1 protein-coding gene is annotated in these 689 nt (G+C 59.9%); it reads left to right on the top strand.

The genetic code is table 11. From position 1 onward, the window contains the following. On the top strand, window positions 1-689 hold a 689-nt coding region (locus NKH03_RS34855), incomplete at both ends, for an AMP-binding protein (RefSeq protein WP_352973377.1).

Below are 689 nucleotides of genomic sequence, written 5' to 3'. Positions count from 1 at the left end.
ATCCCGACCCGCGCGCGCTGGGGCTCACCCCCCGCCATCTCGCCTACATCATCTACACCTCGGGCTCCACCGGGACGCCCAAGGGAGCACAGAATGAGCATCGGGCTATTATCAATCGCCTGATCTGGATGCAAAAAGCCTACGCTCTCAATGCAACCGATGTCGTCTTGCAGAAGACGCCATTTGGCTTCGATGTCTCGGCCTGGGAGTTCTTCTGGACGTTGCTTGAAGGGGCGACCCTGGTGCTGGCGCCTCCGGCTGCACACAAAGACCCAGACGCGCTTGTAGACTTGATAATCAGCCAACGCATCACCACGGCACACTTTGTACCCTCGATGTTGGTCAGCTTTATCGATACAAAGGGTGTCGATCGCTGCACATCGCTGCAGCGTCTCATATGCAGTGGCGAGGCGCTTGCTGCCGCCAGTGTGCACAAGGTTAGGCGCCTATTGCCTTGGACTGGCCTGCACAATCTATATGGTCCCACGGAAGCAGCTATCGACGTGACGGCCTGGAATTGCCCGGCTGATTTTGACGGGTCAGTTGTCCCGATTGGCCGTCCGATTGCGAACACGCGGATCTATCTTCTGGACGCTCATGGTCAGCCGGTGCCGTTCGGGGCGGTGGGCGAGCTCTATATCGGCGGGGCCGGGGTTGCGCGCGGCTACCTGAACCGGCCGGAGCTGACG

The organism is Mesorhizobium sp. M1406 (genome assembly GCF_040317555.1).
In the GTDB taxonomy this organism is placed as follows: Bacteria; Pseudomonadota; Alphaproteobacteria; order Rhizobiales; family Rhizobiaceae; genus Mesorhizobium.
Note: the sequence above shows the minus strand (reverse complement) of the source record. Positions and strands in the feature narration are given on the sequence as shown.